Source organism: Streptomyces fagopyri, assembly GCF_009498275.1.
GTDB classification, from domain to species: domain Bacteria; phylum Actinomycetota; class Actinomycetes; order Streptomycetales; family Streptomycetaceae; genus Streptomyces; species Streptomyces fagopyri.
In genome coordinates this window covers 4,019,283-4,039,521 of record NZ_CP045643.1, presented here as the reverse complement: position 1 = coordinate 4,039,521, position 20,239 = coordinate 4,019,283, and the positions used below count along the sequence as shown (strand labels likewise).

At 67.4% G+C, this 20,239-nt stretch carries 26 protein-coding genes; 25 read left to right on the top strand and 1 reads right to left on the bottom strand.

Annotated features, from left to right (window positions below):
* Positions 1-3: 3 nt before the first annotated feature.
* Positions 4-1,197 carry an elongation factor Tu gene (gene tuf, locus GFH48_RS17265; protein ID WP_153289127.1) on the top strand — a complete coding sequence of 398 codons (1,194 nt, stop codon included), beginning with the start codon at positions 4-6 and terminating at the stop codon, positions 1,195-1,197.
* A gap of 160 nt (positions 1,198-1,357) precedes the next feature.
* Here the strand turns inward: tuf and GFH48_RS17260 are convergent, their stop codons facing one another.
* Positions 1,358-2,614: a cytochrome P450 gene (locus GFH48_RS17260; RefSeq protein ID WP_153289126.1), complete on the bottom strand. Its 1,257-nt coding sequence runs from the start codon at positions 2,612-2,614 to the stop codon at positions 1,358-1,360.
* 1,416 nt (positions 2,615-4,030) lie between these two features.
* Here GFH48_RS17260 and GFH48_RS17255 point away from each other — a divergent pair.
* The 24 genes from GFH48_RS17255 (at position 4,031) to rpsH (ending at position 20,224) form a co-directional block, all read left to right on the top strand.
* Positions 4,031-4,507 carry a hypothetical protein gene (locus tag GFH48_RS17255; protein ID WP_153289125.1) on the top strand — a complete coding sequence of 159 codons (477 nt, stop codon included), beginning with the start codon at positions 4,031-4,033 and terminating at the stop codon, positions 4,505-4,507.
* Positions 4,508-4,529: 22 nt separating this feature from the next.
* On the top strand, positions 4,530-6,176 hold the full coding sequence (locus GFH48_RS17250; protein WP_153289124.1) for a mediator complex subunit 15 domain-containing protein: 1,647 nt from the start codon (positions 4,530-4,532) through the stop codon (positions 6,174-6,176).
* A gap of 42 nt (positions 6,177-6,218) precedes the next feature.
* The gene (gene mycP / locus GFH48_RS17245) at positions 6,219-7,454 is read left to right on the top strand and encodes a type VII secretion-associated serine protease mycosin (RefSeq protein WP_153289123.1); all 1,236 of its coding nucleotides are present in this window, start codon (positions 6,219-6,221) and stop codon (positions 7,452-7,454) included.
* A gap of 1,200 nt (positions 7,455-8,654) precedes the next feature.
* Positions 8,655-9,092 carry a hypothetical protein gene (locus GFH48_RS17240; protein ID WP_153289122.1) on the top strand — a complete coding sequence of 146 codons (438 nt, stop codon included), beginning with the start codon at positions 8,655-8,657 and terminating at the stop codon, positions 9,090-9,092.
* A 9-nt stretch (positions 9,093-9,101) separates the two neighbouring features.
* Positions 9,102-10,898, top strand: coding sequence for an alpha/beta hydrolase (locus tag GFH48_RS17235; protein WP_153289121.1), 1,797 nt, complete (start codon positions 9,102-9,104; stop codon positions 10,896-10,898).
* A 72-nt stretch (positions 10,899-10,970) separates the two neighbouring features.
* Entirely contained in the window at positions 10,971-11,504 is a 534-nt protein-coding gene (locus GFH48_RS17230) for a hypothetical protein (protein ID WP_153289120.1), read from the top strand.
* A gap of 57 nt (positions 11,505-11,561) precedes the next feature.
* Entirely contained in the window at positions 11,562-11,693 is a 132-nt protein-coding gene (locus GFH48_RS39735; protein ID WP_265590175.1) for a hypothetical protein, read from the top strand.
* 94 nt (positions 11,694-11,787) lie between these two features.
* On the top strand, positions 11,788-12,150 hold the full coding sequence (locus GFH48_RS17225; RefSeq protein ID WP_153289119.1) for a hypothetical protein: 363 nt from the start codon (positions 11,788-11,790) through the stop codon (positions 12,148-12,150).
* Positions 12,151-12,694: 544 nt separating this feature from the next.
* Positions 12,695-13,003: a 30S ribosomal protein S10 gene (gene rpsJ, locus GFH48_RS17220; protein WP_003948644.1), complete on the top strand. Its 309-nt coding sequence runs from the start codon at positions 12,695-12,697 to the stop codon at positions 13,001-13,003.
* 17 nt (positions 13,004-13,020) lie between these two features.
* Entirely contained in the window at positions 13,021-13,665 is a 645-nt protein-coding gene (gene rplC, locus GFH48_RS17215; RefSeq protein WP_153289118.1) for a 50S ribosomal protein L3, read from the top strand.
* A 4-nt stretch (positions 13,666-13,669) separates the two neighbouring features.
* Complete coding sequence (gene rplD / locus GFH48_RS17210) at positions 13,670-14,326, top strand: 50S ribosomal protein L4 (RefSeq protein WP_037627000.1); 657 nt, start codon at positions 13,670-13,672, stop codon at positions 14,324-14,326.
* Positions 14,326-14,742, top strand: a complete 417-nt coding sequence (rplW, locus tag GFH48_RS17205; protein ID WP_153289117.1) for a 50S ribosomal protein L23 — start codon at positions 14,326-14,328, stop codon at positions 14,740-14,742. The genes rplD and rplW overlap by 1 nt, the downstream gene beginning before the upstream one ends.
* 38 nt (positions 14,743-14,780) lie before the next feature.
* Entirely contained in the window at positions 14,781-15,617 is an 837-nt protein-coding gene (gene rplB, locus GFH48_RS17200) for a 50S ribosomal protein L2 (protein ID WP_153289116.1), read from the top strand.
* A 12-nt stretch (positions 15,618-15,629) separates the two neighbouring features.
* Positions 15,630-15,911 carry a 30S ribosomal protein S19 gene (gene rpsS / locus GFH48_RS17195; RefSeq protein WP_005481224.1) on the top strand — a complete coding sequence of 94 codons (282 nt, stop codon included), beginning with the start codon at positions 15,630-15,632 and terminating at the stop codon, positions 15,909-15,911.
* A 41-nt stretch (positions 15,912-15,952) separates the two neighbouring features.
* A complete protein-coding gene (gene rplV, locus GFH48_RS17190) occupies positions 15,953-16,300 on the top strand; it encodes a 50S ribosomal protein L22 (RefSeq protein WP_006604878.1) in 348 nt (115 codons plus the stop codon).
* Positions 16,300-17,136, top strand: a complete 837-nt coding sequence (gene rpsC, locus GFH48_RS17185) for a 30S ribosomal protein S3 (RefSeq protein WP_153289115.1) — start codon at positions 16,300-16,302, stop codon at positions 17,134-17,136. Before rplV ends, rpsC begins: the two co-directional genes overlap by 1 nt.
* A 5-nt stretch (positions 17,137-17,141) precedes the next feature.
* Entirely contained in the window at positions 17,142-17,561 is a 420-nt protein-coding gene (rplP, locus tag GFH48_RS17180) for a 50S ribosomal protein L16 (protein ID WP_153289114.1), read from the top strand.
* Positions 17,561-17,785 (top strand): 50S ribosomal protein L29, encoded by a 225-nt coding sequence (rpmC, locus tag GFH48_RS17175; protein ID WP_003998824.1) that lies wholly within the window; start codon positions 17,561-17,563, stop codon positions 17,783-17,785. Before rplP ends, rpmC begins: the two co-directional genes overlap by 1 nt.
* Positions 17,785-18,069, top strand: coding sequence for a 30S ribosomal protein S17 (gene rpsQ / locus GFH48_RS17170; RefSeq protein ID WP_148010025.1), 285 nt, complete (start codon positions 17,785-17,787; stop codon positions 18,067-18,069). The genes rpmC and rpsQ overlap by 1 nt, the downstream gene beginning before the upstream one ends.
* A 103-nt stretch (positions 18,070-18,172) precedes the next feature.
* The gene (rplN, locus tag GFH48_RS17165; RefSeq protein ID WP_003992364.1) at positions 18,173-18,541 is read left to right on the top strand and encodes a 50S ribosomal protein L14; all 369 of its coding nucleotides are present in this window, start codon (positions 18,173-18,175) and stop codon (positions 18,539-18,541) included.
* A gap of 2 nt (positions 18,542-18,543) precedes the next feature.
* Positions 18,544-18,867: a 50S ribosomal protein L24 gene (gene rplX / locus GFH48_RS17160; protein WP_153289113.1), complete on the top strand. Its 324-nt coding sequence runs from the start codon at positions 18,544-18,546 to the stop codon at positions 18,865-18,867.
* Entirely contained in the window at positions 18,867-19,424 is a 558-nt protein-coding gene (gene rplE, locus GFH48_RS17155) for a 50S ribosomal protein L5 (RefSeq protein ID WP_153289112.1), read from the top strand. The genes rplX and rplE overlap by 1 nt, the downstream gene beginning before the upstream one ends.
* A 5-nt stretch (positions 19,425-19,429) precedes the next feature.
* Positions 19,430-19,615, top strand: coding sequence for a type Z 30S ribosomal protein S14 (locus GFH48_RS17150; protein WP_003948630.1), 186 nt, complete (start codon positions 19,430-19,432; stop codon positions 19,613-19,615).
* 210 nt (positions 19,616-19,825) lie between these two features.
* A complete protein-coding gene (gene rpsH / locus GFH48_RS17140; protein WP_010986352.1) occupies positions 19,826-20,224 on the top strand; it encodes a 30S ribosomal protein S8 in 399 nt (132 codons plus the stop codon).
* Positions 20,225-20,239 lie beyond the last annotated feature (15 nt).

The window sequence follows — 20,239 nt, the reverse complement described above, 5'->3', positions numbered from 1 at the left end:
CCAGTGGCGAAGGCGAAGTTCGAGCGGACTAAGCCGCACGTCAACATCGGCACCATCGGTCACATCGACCACGGTAAGACGACCCTCACGGCCGCCATTACCAAGGTGCTGCACGACGCGTTTCCGGACCTGAACGAGGCCTCGGCCTTCGACCAGATCGACAAGGCTCCTGAGGAGCGCCAGCGCGGTATCACCATCTCGATCGCGCACGTCGAGTACCAGACGGAGACCCGTCACTACGCCCACGTCGACTGCCCCGGTCACGCGGACTACATCAAGAACATGATCACGGGTGCGGCGCAGATGGACGGCGCCATCCTCGTCGTCGCCGCGACGGACGGCCCGATGCCGCAGACCAAGGAGCACGTGCTCCTGGCCCGCCAGGTCGGCGTTCCGTACATCGTCGTCGCCCTGAACAAGGCCGACATGGTGGACGACGAGGAGATCCTGGAGCTCGTCGAGCTCGAGGTCCGTGAGCTGCTCTCCGAGTACGAGTTCCCGGGCGACGACCTTCCGGTCGTCAAGGTCTCGGCGCTCAAGGCCCTTGAGGGCGACAAGGAGTGGGGCCAGTCCGTCCTCGACCTGATGAAGGCCGTCGACGAGAACATCCCGCAGCCCGAGCGTGACGTCGACAAGCCGTTCCTGATGCCGATCGAGGACGTCTTCACGATCACCGGTCGTGGCACCGTCGTCACCGGTCGTATCGAGCGTGGTGTCCTCAAGGTCAACGAGACCGTTGACATCGTGGGCATCAAGCAGGAGAAGACCACCACCACGGTCACCGGCATCGAGATGTTCCGCAAGCTGCTCGACGAGGGCCAGGCCGGTGAGAACGTCGGTCTGCTCCTCCGTGGCATCAAGCGCGAGGACGTCGAGCGCGGCCAGGTCATCATCAAGCCCGGTTCGGTCACGCCGCACACCGAGTTCGAGGCCCAGGCCTACATCCTGTCCAAGGACGAGGGCGGCCGTCACACGCCGTTCTTCAACAACTACCGTCCCCAGTTCTACTTCCGTACGACGGACGTGACGGGCGTTGTGACCCTCCCCGAGGGCACCGAGATGGTCATGCCGGGCGACAACACCGAGATGACGGTCTCCCTCATCCAGCCCGTCGCCATGGAGGAGGGCCTGAAGTTCGCCATCCGTGAGGGTGGCCGGACCGTGGGCGCCGGCCAGGTCATCAAGATCAACAAGTAGTCTTGTCGATCTGATCTCCTGGTAGCTCCTCGCGAGCTCCTTGAAGGGGCCCGTACGACTTCGGTCGTACGGGCCCTTTCGCGTTCCCGGAGACGGAAAGGGCGCCCCCGGAGACTTCCCGGGAGCGCCCGGCGAGACGTCACCTCGCCCTCACGTCACCTCACCAGGCGACGGGCAACGCCAGCGGGCCGCGGATCATCGTGCGCTGCCGGAAGGAGACCTGATCGGCCGGCACGGCGAGGCGCAGTCCGGGGAGGCGGTCCAGCAGCGTGTCGATCAGCAGCTCGATCTGCATACGGGAGAAGACGGCACCCGTGCAGAAGTGCGGACCGTTGCCGAACGCGACGTGCGCGCCGGCGTCCCGGTCGAGGTCGATCCGGTCGGGGTCGGGGAAGACCGCCGGGTCGCGGTTCGCGGCGAGGTACGAGACGTACACGGCGTCGCCCGCGCTGATACGGACACCCCCGAGGTCGACGTCCTCGGTGGCGATCCGGGGCAGGCCCACGGCAGCCCGGTGCGGGATGTAGCGCAGGAGTTCCTCGATGGCGGCGGGCCGTGACGCGGGGTCGGCGCGGAGGCGCTCCAGCAGGTCGGGACGGGTCAGCAGGAGATAGAACATCTGGCCGGAGTTGTTGGTGACGGCCTCTCCGCCGATCTGGAGCGGCCCGGCGACGCTGATCGCCTCCTCCTCACCGAGCTCGCCCCGCCGCACGGCGGCACCGAGCAGCGACAGGACGTCCTCGCTCTCGCCGTCACCCGCGCCCTCGGTGTCGCGGCGGTCACGGACGGCCTGCCCGATCCACCCGAACAGCCCCTTCTTGGCGAGTTCGGCGGCATCGGCGCCTCCGGCGGTGGAGATGATCTCGCGCGTCCAGGTGTGCAGCTTCCGCCGCTCGTCCAGGGGTACGCCCATGACCTCGCAGACGACCGAGATCGGGAAGGGTTCGAGGACCCGCGCGATGAGATCGGCGGGCGACCCGGCCCGCACCATGTCGTCGACCAGGGCGTCGAGCATCTCCTGAGCGCGGGGACGCAGCCGCTTGACCGCGCTCACCGTGTAGGCGGCCGAGACGGCGTGGCGCAGCCGGTTGTGGTCGGGCTGGTCGGCCCACGCCAGCGCGCCGGGCCTCGGCGCGAAGTGCGGCGCCAGCCGGGTGACCTGACGGACGGAGGCCTCCGCCCGGCTGAACCGGGGATCGTTCGTGATCAGCTTCACGTCGTCGTGACGCGTCGCCAGCCACGCCCAGCCCTCACCGTGCGGCAGCCGGATCCGTGTCAACGGCCCCTCCCGCATCAGCTCCGCGAGCACCGGTTCGAACTCGGTCCCCACCAACGGTCCGGCGGGCCAGTCACGGACGGGGGGAAGGGAGGGTTCGGGAGGGTGAGGTCCGGCCAGGGTGGTGGTCTCGTCTGCCATGGATCCACCTTCTGCCGCGCGGCGGGGGCTGTCGCGCGGGAGTGCTCCAGCCGGAGGGCGGCCTACGGGATCCCCGGCCTCGGGCGGCGCACGGCGCGTCCGAGGCCGGGTGGCACGCGATACCCATGTCGATACCGGTACGTATTCCACGGTGTGTACGTCGGCCGGTGGATCCGCGGTGGCGATCGTCCGCCATCATCCGCTCCGGGGGAGTCGTCCCGCGTCGCGTCGTCCGAGGCGCAGGTCATGGCGCGCGCTCGCCCCACGTCGTCCGTGCCCAGGGCGAGGATCCTCACGCTCACGCTAGGCGGCCTCCCGAGGAGCGTGATCGGTTCGGCGGTCGCGGCAGTCGCCCGGGGCGGGGGCCCTGAAGGCACGGTCGCAGGTAGGAGGGGGTGCCGGCGAGGGCATGGGTACGGGTCTGGAGGGCGAGGCCGGCCTCGGTGCGGAGGCCGGGACGGACTTGCCGCCTGGTACCCCCGGGGGACCGGCTCCGCCGGGGGTGGTCCCTTCGGGTGGTTGTACGACACGGTGTGCGTGACGATCCGGCCGCGCGGCAGACGCCCGCGGGCGCGGGACGGGTAGCCGAACGCCTCCAGCTCCCGCAGGGCCGACGCGATCCGGGTCTCGCCCTCGGAGAAACGGGCGGCGAGCGTCTTGATGTCGACGCGTGCTCCGGCGGGCAGCGACTGGATGTGGGTCGCCAGGCCGATCGCGGTGAGGGACAGTTCGCGATGCTGGGCGAGGTGGTTGCCGATGATCGTGTAGCGGGAGGTGTGCCGGACGTTGACGTGGGGCACACCGCCGGGTCCGGTGCGGGCGCCCGACGGGACCGAAGGGTGTGTCACGGTCGGGTCAATCGCACCGGCCGGTGCCCAGCCGGGTACGGGGCCGGCTGGGGCCAGGGGATCTCGCGCGGGACGGGCTAGGGCGCCACACCCCGGCGGTCGGCGAGGGCGTCCACGAGCAGGCGGACCGCGACCGGCCCGGACGTCGGACACTGCCGCACCGACCCGGGAGAACCAGCCACTCCGGGTGCGCCGACGACGTACAGCGAGAACCGGAAGCCGCTGCCGAGTAGGCGCCCCTGGGTCGCCGCGTCGGCCGCCGCCCCGGCCTACCGCCTCTCCGGCCACCCGCGTCCTCTCACCTGAGTACGCGCACTCATGTGCGGTGTGGGAGCGGGGGGTTGAGTGGAACCGTGCTCCCCGACGACGTCAACGCCCCCGACAGCTCAATGCCCACGAGGATGGCCTGTTGTGATCGCTCCCCGCGATGGAGCGCCTCCGGACTGTCACTGCCGGTAGTTAGAGTTGCTGGTGCGGCTTCGACTGTTTCGGTGTGACGGGGGAGGATGTTGTGCTGCCAGGTGAGAGCGGACCGGCCTCGGGGACGACGTCTTCGTGGGCGACCGGCATGTTGGACGCGGCGCGGGAGGCGGCCGGTGACGTGGTCACCGAGCTGTCGTCGTTCACGAAGTTCCGGAAGCGGGTGGACGACCTGATCCGGGACCTGAGGGGTTCGGCGGCCGGTCCGGGCGAGGTGGGCCAGGAGCAGCTGGTCCGGCACCAGTTCGGCGGTGGAGCGGGCGCGTGGACGGAGGCGTCCGGCCTGTTCAGCTCGTACGAGACGGTGATCACCGAGCTGGAGGGCATGTCGAAGCTGCTGTCCGACTCGATGGAGGGCATGAACATCGCGGTGCTCGCCGCGCACAAGGGCTACCAGAACGTCGACCTGGACATCCGCGACCGCATGCGGGCGATCGCCGTGGAGACCTCGCACCACTACGGCGGGGAGTACGACCCCGCCCTTCCGGAGAAGAGCCACCCCGGCGGCAGCGACGCGCAACCCGACCGGACGGCGGCGGGCGGCGACTCGGGTGGCAGCATCTGATGGATCCGATCGAGGAGTTGTGATGTCCGGCAAGGGGACCGGCAGCACGTCGTTCGAGGACATGAGCCACGAACAGATGCTGGCGTGGCTCGACCAGGCGAACGCCGGTACGGTGCAGGCCGCCGCCACCCGGCTGGCCGCGGCCGCCAAGGAGATCCGCAAGATTGCGGAGGAGCTCAAGGTCCGCCCGCAGTGGGTGGAATGGAAGGGCGAGGGAGCGGACGCGTTCCGCACCTGGACCGGCGACCTCGCCAACGCGACGCTGCGCCTCGGTGACTTCGGCCAGGACTCCGCGACCTGGCTGGGCCATGCCTCCGACGCGATCGCCCAGGCCCAGCTGTCGATCCCCCGCGACAAGGCCGGCGCCCGGGCGAACCTGGACGCGGCGACAGCGGCCCACAACGACCCGGACGCGACGGCGGTGAGCCACAGGTCCACGACCGAACTCGCCGCCCTCGCCGCCGACAAGGAGAAGGTCCGCCAGGAGGCCGCCGCCCAGATGACGAAGCTGGGGCAGGCGTACCGGTTGTCCGCGACGCAGCTGGACGACTTGGAGAGACCGAGGTTTCCTCCACCGCCGAAGGCGATTCAGCCGGCGCCAGGTCATCTCAACGAGAACGAGGTCGTGTCCACTCGTGACAGCCGCGTTCGCTCATCGTCCGGCAGCGGCGCTGCGGCCATTTCGTCCTCTGACGGATCACATCGAACCGTGGCCGGGTCGACGGCCGGCAGCAGCGCGGCCGACGGCGGACACGACTCGGGCGGCCGGACCCGGCGGCTCTTGCCCGACGCCTCGAACAGCGTGAGCGTCCACGTCGACGGGGCGGGCGTGTCGCAGCAAACGCCTTCGGCACCTTCCGTGAGCCCTGCGGGCCCGCCGAACGCGGGCAGGGTCGACGGGGGCGTAGCACTGCCCACGGGGCCGGTCCCGCCGGTGACAAGTGGCGTGCCGCGCCCGGCCGCGAACGCCCAGGGGCGGGGGCGCGCACCGGTCGGAGATCGCCCGTCGGCTCAGCCGGGACGGGGGCAGACAGGTCCGGTTTCCAGAGGCGTGCCGGGCGCCGGTGGTACGACCGGTCCGGAGGGCCCGACAGGTACGGCGCGGCAGGTGATCGGTGGTCGCCCAGCGGTGGCTCCAGGCCAAGGAACCACGGGTGCAGCCCCCGGGCGTGTGCCGGGTGGCAACAACGGCATCGTCGGTGGCCGCCCCATGTCATCGGCCCCGGGATCGCCCGTCGGCCGGCCGGCCAACGGGTTGCCGCGAGGCAATGTCGTCGGCGCTGAAGGCCGCGGCTCGGCCGGTGGTCGTGGCCCGACTGCTCAGAGGACACCTGCCACTACAGGGAGAGCGGGCATCGGGCGGAGCGCGGCACCGGTGGACCGTCGGGGCACGGGCGCAGCCGCGGACCGTGGAGTCGTCGGCGGCCAGCCACAGCAGCGGCAGCGTTCGGGAACCCGGCCGCTCGCCTCCGGTGGCTCGGGACCGGTCCGGAATCAGGGCTTTGCTGAAGGTATGCGCGTCTCAAGCGCCGATGGACGGCCGGGTGGCGGGGGACCGAGCGGTACTCAGCCATCGAATTCGCGACAGAAGAACAAGCCTGGCGGAAGTGCAGGCGACCGAAGCGACGAGTGGGAGACCGAGCAGCGGAACGACGGCCCGACCACCTAGCACCGGCCACCGACGGGCCCCGCACAGACTATGAGGAAGCAGATGCCTGCCGACACGATGAGGAATGCCCGCTACAGGAGCGTTGTCTCCGGAGCCTTGGGGCTGTCATTGGTCGGCATCGCGGCCATTCCCGCGTACGCGGAGTCGATCCGTGAGAGGGAGTGGCACCTCACGGCCATGAAGGCCGAGCAGATGTGGCGGACCAGTACGGGCAAGGGCGTCACCGTGACCGTCATCGACTCGGGGGTGAACGCCGATCTGCCCGATCTCGTGGGGCAGGTACTCCCTGGCAAGGACGAGGCACCGGACGCCCCCGGCGACGAGCGCACGGACCCCAACGGCCATGGCACGCTGATGGCCCTCCTGATCGCCGGTACCGGCAAAACCCACGGAAGCGCCGGTACCTTCGGCCTCGCGCCCGGAGTCAAGATCCTTCCCGTGCGGACACCTGACAGAGGGTTGGACAGCGGCCGCCATATCAAGGAGTTCAGCGAGACCGTGAGCCGTGGGATCCGCTACGCCGTCGATTCCGGTTCACGGGTGATCAACATCTCGATGGGGGTGCCTGAAGGAACGGAACAGCTCAGAGCCGCTGTGAAGTACGCGCTGAACAAGGGATCGCTGGTCTTTGCGGCGGTGGGAAACAGCGGCGGCAAAGACGACGGAAACCCAGTTGAGTACCCCGCGGCCACTCCGGGCGCGGTCGGCGTGGCGGCGGTAGGCAAGAACCTTCGCAGGACCACCGAGTCCGAGTACGGCTCTCAAGTCGACATCGCCGCCCCCGGCGAGGAGATGTACCACGCCTGCCCGCATGGCAGCGGTCTCTGCCGCTCCCACGGCACCAGCGACGCCACCGCCCTCGCCTCCGCCAGCGCCGCCCTGATCTGGTCCGAGCACCCCACCTGGACCAACAACCAGGTCCTCCGGGTCCTGCTCAACACCGCCGGCGGCCCCACGGACGGCTCGAAGCGCAACGACTCCATCGGCTATGGCATCGTCCGTCCCCGCATCGCCTTGTCGAACCCTGGTGCCCCGGGCCCAGCAGGCGAGTACCCGCTCCCGGATCTGGCGGCTGCGGCCCCGGCATCCTCGTCCACGACCGAGCATGCGACCAAGGGCACCGTTACTCCGGCAAGGGGTGGAGAGTCGGCAGCTGACGCATCCCCCAAGGGCGGCGGCCACAGCGTCTTGTGGATCGCGCTGGGTGTGGGCTCCGCCTTGCTGGTGACGGGAGTTGCCGGGGCAGTCGTCGGTATGCGCCGTCGCTCCGCCGCGTAGCCGTCAGCGTCTATGACTCGGGGACCTCGAACTGCCCACCAGGGTGCGTTGTTCGGGGCATCGGCGAGCGCGCAGTGGGGCGTGCGCAGCTCTCTTTTGCGAGTGCCGGTTGGCAGGCGCACCACCTTCCGACGGCCGCAGGAGTGCTGGCGATTGTCGCCCTCCAGGCTGAGGACAAGAGCGTCGCCCAGGTGGCTCCGTCGACCACAGGCGCTGTACGAGTCGCTCTCACGACGCCCGCCGTGCGCGTGGATTCCGCGAACGACTGAGGAGCACACACCCAGGGATGCCCTCGCTGCCTTACCCGTGGCGCCGTCACTGTTGTGGACTGCGAGGTGCGTATCTCGCCGTTTCGTGGCGCCGTGCGAGCCGCCCGAGTGCTGAGGGAGGTGTACTCATCCGATTCGTGTGTACGCGCTCAGGCAGGATGATCCGATGGGCTTCATCGACAGACTGACCGGTACCGTCGGCGACCCGAATGGTTTCGCCGGTTCCAACCGATCGTGTCGCACCCCCTCGCCTTCTGGAAGCTCTGGTCGGCCGCAGGGCACCCTGTGGCACGCCTGACGGCACCGTTGGCCGCAGTCCGCAGTGGCCGGGCCGTACTCCGGCGCGACCCCGTCCATCGGCACTCTCCGCACCGGCGCGAGGCTACGTCCCGCGGAATGCGAAGACAGGCCGGTGCACGGACTGGTCCGTGCGGCGGCCTTGCCGGAGCGGGGGGTGCCCGGCTGCGAGAGCAGAAGCAACAGGCCAGGCGCCTGGGTGAACTGAGTCCGCGCCCATGAGCATTCCAGCGACGAGCGGGTGGGTACCACGGCCATGGCACGGGGATGGCCGGGCTCATCGTCGACACGGGTGCGTACGGAGGGGGAGGCGACGTTCCAGGTTCGTACCCGGGGCGGAGATCCTCCGGGCCCGTATGCCGTTGACGTCAGCTCCTTCACGGTGGTCGAGCGGGGCAAGGGCCTGCGTTTCGTCGTTCAGCCGCCGACGCCAGTCACTCCTAAGCGTCATTTTCCCCGTGGACGAGTGCCGGTACTCAAGGCTTCTGGCCGTTTGCGCGGATGGGGCACTCGATCAGAGCCGCTAGCGTCGGCTCGGTCGCTGCACATGACGGGCGCCATTTCCCTGCGCCACTGCCCTTGCGGGATACGTCTGCCGAGGTAGCGCACAACGCGACACGGGGAGGAGCCACGGATGGCGTGGGCGGAGTGGGAGCAGCTCAAGAGCGCGGCGGCAGGGCAGCACTCAGCCCTGACGCAGCTGAACCACGCGGATCCTGGCGGTGGTGGCGGCACGCTGGTGTCGAACAAACGCGCCTGGGCCAAAGCAGGGGAGGACGTCGGTTCACTCCGTGAGGGCGTGGGCAAGGCGTTGGGGAAGCTGGAGGACGGTCAGAAGGGGGTCGGCGAGGACGCCGGCTGCTTGACCGCGGGGGCCCAGAAGGGTGTCCATGACTCGTGGGAGCGCTACGTCAAGGATGTGAGCGGGCGCTGCGGGAAACTCTCGGGCCTGCTGGAGAAAGTGGGTAGCGACCTGCTGAAGACCGACGAGGCGGTCGGCGCCGAGATCGGCAACCTGGAGGCTGCCTGCTCGGACACTCCTGCTATCGGCGGACAGGACAAGAGGCGGTAACGAGACGTCATGGACCTCGCAACGCTCAAAGCCCTCAAGCCGACGGAGTTCTCGGAAGCGGCTGACGGCTACCGCAGTACCTCTGACATGGGGAGCGCGGCCAAAGACCGTATCGACAACCAGATCGTCGTGGCCATGAGGAACTCCCTCAAGAGCAAGGCCGCGACCGCAGCGATCAAGCAACTGGCCGAACTGGGAAAGAATTTCCACTACATCCAGGTCGAATGTGGCCTCGTGAGCGCGGCTCTCGAAGCCTTCTCCTATGAAGTGGGAGCGGCCAAGAGCAAGCTCGACGCGGCGCTCGAAGGCGCGCGGGCGGCGAAGCTCACCGTGAACGGCGACGGCTCGATCACCTACCCAGCGGGTGGGGAAGAGAGCGAGGACGGCAAGACCCCCGAGGGCGGCACGGTGAGCGGCCTGACGGATGGCACGGCTTCCGCGGTGGGTCGCCAGGCGGCCAACTTCGACCCGAACCCCAACCATCGCCTCGCACAGGACTATGCGGACCAGATCGCCGGCGCGCTCCGAGAGGCGACGGAGGCCGACGAGAAGTGGGCGCCGAAACTGCGCGCGCTGAAGGCGGACGACGATCTGACCGTCTCGGACAAGGACTGGGCCGACGCTTCCTCGGACACGAAGGGTGTGAGCGAGGCAGGCAGGAAGTATCTCGACTCGCTCTCCCAGCCACCCGAGAACGGCAGTCCGAAGGACAACGCGGCGTGGTGGGACGGACTGAGCGCACAGGAGAGGGCAGCGTGGATCTCCCTGCAACCCGACTTCGTGGGCGCGCTCGACGGGCTGCCTGCAGAGGTTCGGGACGAGGCCAACCGCATCGTGTTCGACGAGACGCGCGGCATGATGCAGACGGAGCTGAATTCGCTGCCGGCGCCACCGCCCAACGAGTGGACCTGGACCAGTGCCGGGGGGTACGCGTCGAAGGTGCATACCGATGATTGGATGGAGTGGTACAACAAGTACGGAAATCGGTATGACCATCTCACCGCATCCCTCAAGGGTATGGAGTCGATCCAGACCCGTTTCGACGCGACGGGCAATGGTGGACTGCCCGAGGCGTATCTGTTGGGGTTCAATGCGGACGGCAATGGGCGAGTGATTGTCGCCAACGGGAATCCCGACACCGCTGATCACCAGGCAATTTATGTGCCGGGCACCACAGCGAATCTAGGAAAATCCGACGGCGATATCGGTCGGATGGCCGACTTGTGGCGCGTTGCCAATACCGAGGCGCATGGCGATTCTGTTTCCACGATCACCTGGCTCGGCTACGACGCACCCCAGAATCTCGTCGAAGACTCGCCGTTCGAACACTATGCATATGACGGCGCTCCGGCATTTCGTGGCTTCATGGACGGCCTTGACGCTTCGCATTCCGGCGATTCGGATCCGCACCGAACTGTCATCGCGCACTCCTACGGAACGACCCTTGTCGGTGCTGCGGCCCAGACAGGGCACCTCAACGCTGACGATGTCGTCCTCGCGGGCAGCCCCGGTGTCAAGGTCTCGCATGCAACGGACCTGGACGTCCCCACGGGGCACGTGTGGAACGAGGAGGCGGACGGAGACCCTGTTCCGGACATCGGCCGCTTCGGTCACGGCGGGACTCGCTGGGTCGTCCCCAGTGATCCGAGCTTCGGTGCCCACCAGATGACCACGGACACCGACGGCCACAGCGGCTACTGGGATGCGGGTTCGGACAGCCTGCGGAACCAGGCCCGGGTCGCGGTCGGCAAAGGTGGCAACGTACATCTGAAGCCGCCGCCGGACCCCTGGGCGCATGTGAAGTAGGAAGCGTGGTTTGCCCGACCGGCCGACCGACGATCCGCTCCGTGTCCGGTTCGATCAGACAAGGTCCCCGACTTGAAGACGAAACTGTGCGCCATCGCGTTCACCCTGCCCATCGCCCTCACTACCCTCATCGGATGCGGCATGACTGACAACAAGAAATCCGACGACATGCCGTCTTCCGGCGTCAGCACCTCGAGTGAAGCCGCCGGGGATGCGAAGAGGACTTCCAGTGAGTTGTACAACTTGATCGGCATCAAAGGGAAGGCAACCGACACTGGGCCGGGCGTAAAGGAGTGCGGAAAGAAGGACCCGGAGAAGTACTTCCAGATGTTCCATTCCTGGTCCTTCATCCCAGATTCGTCCGAGCAGCTGAGCGGTGTCATGGAACAACTGAAGGTCAAACTCCCCAGGCACGGCTGGGAGGTCGTCGAGTACGGGCCTGACAGCAGCCGGAACAAGAACCTCAGCCTCACGGCCGACAATGACACGAAGAAATTCAGTGTCAACATCACCTATCAGGCCAAGGACAATCTGCCGAACCTCAACTTCTTCGTCGTATCCGGCTGCTATCAGGTTCCGGACGGCCAGAAGATCGAGCGATTCTGATGCGGTTCGGACAGGTGGCACGGCCGTGGGCGGTTGCCGGGGGAACGCCGCACACACGTGGTGGGTGAACGGTGGTTCATCCAGCGCGTCCGCGGCACCGGAGCGGAGGTGGCGCTCAAGAACCCCCTGAGTGGCACCGTCCTCGGCGCGGGGTGGATCTGGCGCGGCGAGGCCACCGGCAGGCTGTGAAGCCGGGGAGCCCCTGAGCGGAGAGCTTCTTTGAGTACCGACCCGAGTACTCACGCTCACGCGCTCGCACACGTGCCCGCGGCACGCTGTCGCCATGAGCATCACGCAAGGTCCCGTACGCGTCGCCAAGCCCCGCGATCTCGCCGACTGGCCCGTCTTCGTCACGCTCGCCCGGCTCTTCTGGGGATGCGCCGCACTGCTGACGGCCGACATGGCCGGCCTCATCTTCTTCGCGCACGTTCTGGCCTCGGCGGACTCGGGCGGGCGGCGTTCGCCCTGGCCGTCTCTGTGGACACCGGCCCTGCAGATCGCGGTGGGTGCTGTCGTACTGCTCGGGCTCTACTTCGCCCCGGGCTTCCGCCGTCTGTCGCGAATGGCTCGGCTCGCCCTGCTCGGGCCTCTGGCCTGTGCCGTACCCGTCTTCGCCGTCCTGTGGGCCTACGCCACCGCCGCATGACCCGGAGACCGGCTCCTCACGCACCCGTCGTGTGCGGACGTCACTCCACAGTCGGTGCGCGTCCGTACCGATCGCCCCGCCGCCGCCGGCCGGGGAGCGGCCTCCGCCCGGGGGCGCGCGCACCCAGGGTTTGACCCACGTCACCCAAGGGGTACGATCTCCGGCTCGATTGGCCAGCCCCCCGCCCCGTATGGCAGACTAGCGGGGTTGCTCGGTCGAGTGCCGATGCTGCGCGCCTCCCGTCGGGGGGACCGGAAGCGAGTCCCACAGTACTCGTCGCCCCATCTGCCGCGAGGCAGCGCTGGAGCGGACGTACGGGAATCTTCCGGGAAGTGTCAGCGGGGTGCAGACCAGGCGCCCGGTGGGTGTTCAGCCCCCGGTCCCGCGGTTGTCTTTTGGGCTGAGCCGCGTCCCTGAGCAGGGAAATCCATTGCGGATATCTGTGCGGCAGGAGCGCGACACACCCGACCGCGTGGGTCGGAGACAGGAACGCGAACCCCCGGGTTCCAGAGCGTTTCACGAGACAAAGGACTACTGAGTAGCCATGGCGGGACAGAAGATCCGCATCCGGCTCAAGGCCTACGACCACGAGGTCATCGACTCCTCGGCGAAGAAGATCGTCGAGACGGTGACGCGCACTGGTGCGTCGGTCGCGGGCCCGGTGCCGCTGCCCACTGAGAAGAACGTGTACTGCGTCATCAAGTCGCCGCACAAGTACAAGGACTCGCGCGAGCACTTCGAGATGCGCACGCACAAGCGCCTGATCGACATCCTCGATCCCACGCCCAAGACCGTTGACTCTCTGATGCGACTCGACCTCCCGGCCGGTGTCGACATCGAGATCAAGCTCTAAGGGCCGGTGATCTGAGAATGGGTAAGCAGATCAAGGGCATCCTGGGCGAGAAGCTCGGCATGACGCAGGTGTGGGACGAGAACAACCGCGTTGTTCCCGTCACCGTCGTCAAGGCCGGGCCGAATGTCGTGACCCAGGTCCGTACGAATGACTCCGACGGCTACGAGTCGGTCCAGATCGCCTTCGGCGAGATCGACCCGCGCAAGGTGAACAAGCCCCTCAAGGGTCACTTCGCCAAGGCCGACGTCACCCCCCGCCGTCACCTCGTCGAGATCCGCACCGCGGATGCCTCCGAGTACACCCTCGGCCAGGAGATCTCCGCCGAGGTGTTCGAGGCGGGCGTGAAGGTCGACGTCACCGGCAAGAGCAAGGGCAAGGGCTTCGCCGGTGTCATGAAGCGTCACAACTTCAAGGGCCTCGGCGCCGGCCACGGTGTCCAGCGCAAGCACCGCTCTCCCGGCTCCATCGGTGGCTGTGCCACCCCGGGCCGTGTGTTCAAGGGCGTCCGCATGGCGGGCCGCATGGGCAACGAGCGGGTCACCACCCAGAACCTGACCGTTCACGCCGTTGACGCGGAGAAGGGCCTGCTCCTCATCAAGGGAGCGATCCCTGGTCCGAACGGCGGCCTCGTCCTGGTCCGTACCGCGGCCAAGGGGGCCTGAGGACATGAGCACCATTGACATTCTGTCGCCCTCCGGCGACACCGCCGGGACTGTTGAGCTCCCGGCCGAGATCTTCGACGTAGAGAAGATCAGCATCCCGCTGCTTCACCAGGTCGTCGTCGCACAGCTGGCCGCCGCCCGTCAGGGCACGCACAAGGTCAAGCGTCGTGGCGAGGTCCGCGGTGGTGGCCGCAAGCCTTACCGCCAGAAGGGCACCGGCCGCGCGCGCCAGGGTTCGACCCGTGCGCCGCAGTTCGCCGGCGGTGGCGTCGTCCACGGCCCCACGCCGCGTGACTACTCGCAGCGGACCCCGAAGAAGATGAAGGCCGCGGCCCTGCGCCACGCCCTCACCGACCGGGCCCGCAACGCTCGCATCCACGTCATCACCGGCGTGATCGAGGGCGAGACCCCCTCCACCAAGGCCGCGAAGAGCTTCCTCGGCAAGGTCAGCGAGCGCAAGAACGTGCTCCTGGTCATCGAGCGCTCCGACGAGGCCGCGCTGCTTTCCGCGCGCAACCTGCCCCAGGTCCACATCCTGGAGCCGGGCCAGCTGAACACGTACGACGTTCTCGTCTCGGACGACGTGGTCTTCACCCAGGCCGCTTTCGAGTCCTTCGTGTCTGGCCCCCAGGCCGCTGACACCGAAGGGAGCGAAGCCTGATGGCTACGCGTCACCCGAGCATTGCCTCCAAGGCGGCCAAGGCCGCCAAGGCCGCGCGCGTCGCCAAGGCGAAGCGCCACGAGGCCGAGGGCAAGAACACCGTCGAGACGCCGCTGAGCAAGAGCTTCACGGACCCCCGTGACGTTCTCATCAAGCCGGTCGTCTCCGAGAAGAGCTACGCGCTGCTCGACGAGGGCAAGTACACCTTCGTCGTCGCGCCGGGCGCCAACAAGACCCAGATCAAGCAGGCCGTCCAGGCGGTCTTCTCGGTCAAGGTCACCGGGGTCAACACGATCAACCGCCAGGGTAAGCGCAAGCGCACCAAGAGCGGTTTCGGTAAGCGTGCTGACACCAAGCGCGCCATCGTGACCCTCGCTGAGGGCGACCGTATCGACATCTTCGGCCAGGCCTCCTAACGGAGCGCCCTGGTCCGATATCGGACGAGGACTGAGAAATGGGAATCCGCAAGTACAAGCCGACTACGCCGGGCCGTCGTGGCTCCAGCGTCGCCGACTTCGTCGAGGTCACGCGGTCCACGCCGGAGAAGTCGCTGGTCCGCCCGCTGCACAGCAAGGGCGGCCGTAACAATTCCGGTCGTGTGACCGTTCGCCACCAGGGTGGCGGACACAAGCGCGCCTACCGAGTGATCGACTTCCGTCGTCACGACAAGGACGGCGTGCCGGCGAAGGTCGCGCACATCGAGTACGACCCCAACCGCACCGCGCGCATCGCGCTGCTGCACTACGCGGACGGCGAGAAGCGCTACATCCTCGCCCCGCGCAACCTGTCGCAGGGTGACCGCGTCGAGAACGGTCCTGGGGCCGACATCAAGCCGGGCAACAACCTGGCGCTCCGCAACATCCCGGTCGGTACCACGATCCACGCGATCGAGATCCGTCCCGGTGGCGGCGCCAAGTTCGCCCGCTCCGCCGGTGCCTCGGTGCAGCTGCTCGCGAAGGAGGGCACCATGGCCCACCTCCGCATGCCCTCCGGTGAGATCCGCCTGGTCGACCAGCGCTGCCGCGCCACGGTCGGCGAGGTCGGCAACGCCGAGCAGAGCAACATCAACTGGGGTAAGGCCGGCCGTAAGCGCTGGCTGGGCGTTCGCCCGTCCGTCCGCGGTGTGGCGATGAACCCGGTTGACCACCCGCACGGTGGTGGTGAGGGCAAGACCTCCGGTGGTCGCCACCCGGTCTCCCCGTGGGGTCAGAAGGAGGGTCGTACTCGTTCGCCGAAGAAGGCTTCGAACAAGTACATCGTCCGCCGCCGCAAGACGAACAAGAAGCGCTAGGAGCGGGTTTAGATGCCGCGCAGTCTCAAGAAGGGGCCCTTCGTCGACGACCACCTGATCAAGAAGGTGGACGTACAGAACGAAGCCGGCACCAAGAACGTCATCAAGACCTGGTCCCGTCGCTCGATGATCATCCCGGCCATGCTCGGCCACACGATCGCGGTGCACAACGGCAAGACCCACATTCCGGTGTTTGTCACCGAGTCGATGGTCGGCCACAAGCTCGGCGAGTTCTCGCCGACGCGCACCTTCCGGGGTCACGTCAAGGACGACCGGAAGTCGAAGCGCCGCTAACGCGGGGTGGAATGACCATGACAGACACTGGAAGGACAACCATGGAAGCCAGGGCCCAGGCGCGGTACATCCGCGTTACGCCCATGAAGGCCCGCCGCGTGGTGGACCTTATCCGTGGCATGGATGCCACGGAGGCTCAGGCGGTCCTGCGTTTCGCCCCGCAGGCCGCGAGCGTGCCGGTCGGCAAGGTGCTCGACAGCGCCATTGCCAACGCCGCACACAACTACGACCACACCGACGCCGGCAGCCTCGTCATCTCCGAGGCGTATGTCGACGAGGGTCCGACCCTGAAGCGGTTCCGTCCGCGTGCCCAGGGCCGCGCCTACCGGATCCGCAAGCGGACCAGCCACATCACCGTGGTCGTCAGCAGCAAGGAAGGAACCCGGTAATGGGCCAGAAGGTTAACCCGCATGGGTTCCGGCTCGGCATCACCACGGACTTCAAGTCCCGCTGGTACGCCGACAAGCTGTACAAGGACTACGTCAAGGAAGACGTCGCCATCCGTCGGATGATGACGTCCGGCATGGAGCGCGCCGGCATCTCGAAGGTTGAGATCGAGCGCACCCGTGACCGTGTGCGGGTGGACATCCACACCGCGCGTCCGGGCATCGTCATCGGCCGCCGTGGCGCCGAGGCCGACCGCATCCGCGGTGACCTCGAGAAGCTCACGGGCAAGCAGGTCCAGCTGAACATCCTCGAGGTCAAGAGCCCCGAGACCGACGCTCAGCTGGTTGCCCAGGCCGTTGCCGAGCAGCTGTCCTCCCGCGTCTCCTTCCGTCGCGCCATGCGTAAGAGCATGCAGGGCACGATGAAGGCCGGCGCCAAGGGCATCAAGATCCAGTGCGGTGGCCGCCTCGGCGGCGCCGAGATGTCCCGCTCGGAGTTCTACCGCGAGGGCCGTGTGCCCCTGCACACGCTCCGCGCGAACGTCGACTACGGCTTCTTCGAGGCCAAGACGACCTTCGGCCGTATCGGTGTGAAGGTCTGGATCTACAAGGGCGACGTCAAGAACATCGCCGAGGTCCGCGCCGAGAACGCCGCTGCCCGCGCCGGCAACCGCCCGGCCCGTGGCGGCGGCAACGACCGCCCGGCCGGCCGTGGTGGCCGCGGTGGCGAGCGTGGCGGTCGCGGTCGTAAGCCGCAGCAGGCTCCCGCTGCCGAGGCCCCCAAGGCCGAGGCTCCGGCGGCTGCCGCTCCGGCTGAGAGCACCGGAACGGAGGCCTGACCGACATGCTGATCCCCCGTAGGGTCAAGCACCGCAAGCAGCACCACCCGAAGCGTCGTGGTCAGGCCAAGGGCGGCACGCAGGTTTCGTTCGGCGAGTACGGCATTCAGGCCCTCTCGCCGGCGTACGTGACGAACCGCCAGATCGAGGCCGCTCGTATCGCCATGACCCGTCACATCAAGCGTGGCGGCAAGGTCTGGATCAACATCTACCCGGACCGCCCGCTGACCAAGAAGCCTGCCGAGACCCGCATGGGTTCCGGTAAGGGTTCTCCCGAGTGGTGGGTCGCGAACGTGCACCCGGGCCGGGTCATGTTCGAACTGTCCTACCCCAACGAGAAGATCGCTCGTGAGGCCCTCACTCGCGCAGCCCACAAGCTGCCGATGAAGTGCCGGATCGTCAAGCGCGAGGCAGGTGAAGCGTGATGTCGGCCGGTACCAAGGCGTCCGAGCTGCGCGAACTGGGTGACGAGGAGCTTCTCGCGAAGCTTCGCGAAGCCAAGGAAGAGCTGTTCAACCTCCGCTTCCAGGCGGCGACCGGTCAGCTCGAGAACCACGGTCGGCTCAAGGCCGTCCGCAAGGACATCGCGCGGATCTACACCCTGATGCGTGAGCGCGAGCTGGGCATCGAAACGGTGGAGAGCGCCTGATGAGCGAGAGCAACGTGACTGAGACCAACGAGCAGCGCGGTTTCCGCAAGACCCGTGAGGGTCTGGTCGTCAGCGACAAGATGGACAAGACCGTCGTCGTCGCCGTCGAGGACCGCGTCAAGCACGCCCTGTACGGCAAGGTCATCCGCCGTACGAGCAAGCTCAAGGCACACGACGAGCAGAACGCCGCGGGTATCGGCGACCGCGTCCTCCTCATGGAGACGCGTCCGCTGTCCGCGACGAAGCGCTGGCGCATCGTCGAGATCCTCGAGAAGGCCAAGTAATTACCTGAGGGGTTTCCCTCAGGTTCGTTCCGCCAGGCTCGGGGCGGGGCCGCCGTAAGGTCGGCCCCGCCCCGGGAACCGGCAGACAAATCAGGAGATAGACGTGATCCAGCAGGAGTCGCGACTGCGTGTCGCCGACAACACTGGTGCGAAGGAGATCCTTTGCATCCGTGTGCTCGGTGGCTCCGGTCGCCGCTACGCGGGCATCGGTGACGTGATCGTCGCCACCGTCAAGGACGCGATCCCCGGTGGCAACGTGAAGAAGGGTGACGTCATCAAGGCCGTCATCGTTCGCACCGTCAAGGAGCGCCGCCGTCCGGACGGCTCGTACATCCGCTTCGACGAGAACGCCGCCGTCATTCTGAAGAACGACGGCGACCCTCGCGGCACCCGTATCTTCGGCCCTGTCGGCCGTGAGCTGCGCGAGAAGAAGTTCATGAAGATCATCTCGCTCGCGCCGGAGGTGCTGTAAGCATGAAGATCAAGAAGGGTGACACGGTTCAGGTCATCACCGGCAAGGACAAGGGCAAGCAGGGCAAGGTCATTGCCGCTTACCCGCGCGACGAGCGCGTCCTGGTCGAGGGTGTCAACCGGGTCAAGAAGCACACCAAGGCCGGCCCGACCGCGAGTGGTTCGCAGGCCGGCGGCATCGTGACGACCGAGGCCCCGGTCCACGTGAGCAACGTTCAGCTCGTCGTGGAGAAGGACGGCAACAAGGTCGTCACGCGTGTCGGTTACCGCTTCGACGACGAGGGCAACAAGATCCGCGTTGCCAAGCGGACGGGTGAGGACATCTGATGGCTACCACCACCACTCCGCGTCTCAAGACGAAGTACCGCGAGGAGATCGCGGGCAAGCTGCAGGAAGAGTTCTCCTACGAGAACGTCATGCAGACCCCGGGCCTCGTCAAGATCGTGGTCAACATGGGTGTCGGCGACGCCGCCCGTGACTCGAAGCTCATGGACGGTGCCGTCCGTGACCTGACCACGATCACCGGTCAGAAGCCGGCCATCACCAAGGCCCGCAAGTCCATCGCGCAGTTCAAGCTGCGCGAGGGTCAGCCGATCGGTGCCCACGTCACGCTCCGTGGCGACCGCATGTGGGAGTTCCTGGACCGCACCCTGTCGCTCGCGCTTCCGCGCATCCGCGACTTCCGTGGTCTGTCCCCCAAGCAGTTCGACGGCCGTGGCAACTACACCTTCGGTCTCACGGAGCAGGTCATGTTCCACGAGATCGACCAGGACAAGATCGACCGCACCCGGGGTATGGACATCACCGTGGTGACCACGGCGACCAACGACGCTGAGGGCCGTGCGCTCCTTCGTCACCTCGGCTTCCCCTTCAAGGAGGCGTAAGCGAGATGGCGAAGAAGGCTCTGATTGCCAAGGCTGCTCGTAAGCCCAAGTTCGGTGTGCGTGGCTACACGCGCTGCCAGCGCTGCGGTCGTCCGCACTCCGTGTACCGCAAGTTCGGCCTGTGCCGCGTCTGCCTTCGTGAGATGGCTCACCGTGGCGAGCTGCCGGGCGTGACCAAGAGCTCCTGGTAGTCCCTGTAGTTCAGGGATCCAGGACTCTCGGTAAGTAAAGGGCTCTGTCAGGTGCCCACCTCTCCATGGCTTAGGCTAGGAGGGTTGGGCGCCTGACGCTCAGACGACTTACTACGCCGTAGGTCCCCGCACCGCACCCGTCCCGCCCATGAGTGGGGAGAGGGATGGCGCATACAGGAAACCCCGGCGAGAGAGGCCGAAGGCCAATTCATGACCATGACTGATCCGATCGCAGACATGCTTACGCGTCTGCGTAACGCGAACTCGGCGTACCACGACACCGTGGGAATGCCGCACAGCAAGATCAAGTCGCACATCGCGGAGATCCTCCAGCAGGAGGGCTTCATCACGGGCTGGAAGGTCGAGGACGCCGAGGTCGGCAAGAACCTCGTTCTCGAGCTGAAGTTCGGCCCGAACCGTGAGCGCTCCATCGCGGGCATCAAGCGGATCTCCAAGCCCGGTCTCCGGGTGTACGCGAAGTCCACCAACCTGCCCAAGGTGCTGGGTGGCCTCGGCGTGGCGATCATCTCCACGTCCCACGGGCTCCTCACCGACAAGCAGGCCGGCAAGAAGGGCGTAGGCGGAGAAGTTCTCGCCTACGTCTGGTAGCGGAAGGGAACGGAG